A 1,108-nucleotide genomic window follows, 5' to 3' on the forward strand; every position below is an offset into this window, starting at 1 on the left:
CCTGCTCGCCCGCGGCGCGGATCTCCACGCGGCGGTTCGGCTCGAAGCAGGCAATGAGCGCGGTGCGGTTCCTGGCCTTGCCCTGGGCCCTGCAGTCGGCCTCAGTGATCTTGAGGTCCGCCGGGCCGCGGCCTTCGGTCTGGATGATGTTGGCCGGCACGCCTTGGGCGACCAGGTAGTCGCGCACGGAGTTCGCCCKYGCCACGGACAGGCGCTGGTTGAACTCGAGGCTGCCTATCGGGTCGGTGTGCCCGACGATGGAGATCGAGCGCAACCGGATGCCCGAGGATCTGAGTTCCTGGAGCGTGTTGTCGATGCGGGTGCGGCCGGCAGGCGTCAAGTCCGACTTGGCGAACGCGAACGTGCCGTCGGCCTTGAGYTCRAAGTTGCGCGCGGCCGGCGGTGGCGGGGGCGGCGGCGGCGGCATTGCCGCCGGCATGGCCGCTGGCGGGGCTGCTTGCGCCACCTGTGGGGGCGCCCCGAACGGAATCTGCAGGCCCACCGAGAACAGCCAGTCGTTCATGCTCGAGCGGCCTCCGAGCCTGGTGTTGTTGGCGTTGTCGACATAGCGGTAGCGTGCGTCGGCCACCAGGCGGCCCCAGGAGGAAAACGGCCAGACGACGCCGAGGCCGGCGTTGGCCATGAAACTCGTGTGGCTGTCGCTGACACCGAACGCCCTCTCCACCTTGTTGTCGATGGCACCGATGCCACCCACCAGATAGGGGTGCACGCTGTTCGACTGCCAGCGGTTGATCCCCTGGCGGCCCAGGAAGAACCACTGCGCGTCGAGCGTGCCGCTCCAGTTCTTGAATTTGTCAGTGCTGTTGAAGGCGCCAAAGCCACTGCCAGCTTTGCCATCGAGCTCCTCGTACATGCCGCGCAGCTCGATGTTCCAACTCGGGCTGATCGGCTTGCCGATGGAGACGCCACCGCCCCAKCCGTTGTCGGCGTTGCGGTCGCCGTCCGGATGGATGTACGACCCGAAGGGCGTGATGTACCAGCGGTTGTCGTAGTACTGGTCCGCTGCGAACGTGGTCTGCGCAAGGCAGGCGCCATACGGGAGGGCAAGCACGCAGCAAGCTGCGAAGGTGCGTCGGTCGAACATGAA

The 1,108-nt window shown here is 66.9% G+C and carries 1 protein-coding gene; it reads right to left on the reverse strand.

Annotation, left to right across the window (positions count from 1 at the left end):
• Positions 1–1,072 (reverse strand): OmpA family protein (locus AB4Z46_RS35295; RefSeq protein WP_442288206.1); only part of this gene is annotated, 1,072 nt, incomplete at its 3' end.
• Positions 1,073–1,108: the final 36 nt, after the last annotated feature.

The sequence above is a fragment of the Variovorax sp. M-6 genome, assembly GCF_052114385.1.
Taxonomy (GTDB): domain Bacteria; phylum Pseudomonadota; class Gammaproteobacteria; order Burkholderiales; family Burkholderiaceae_C; genus Variovorax.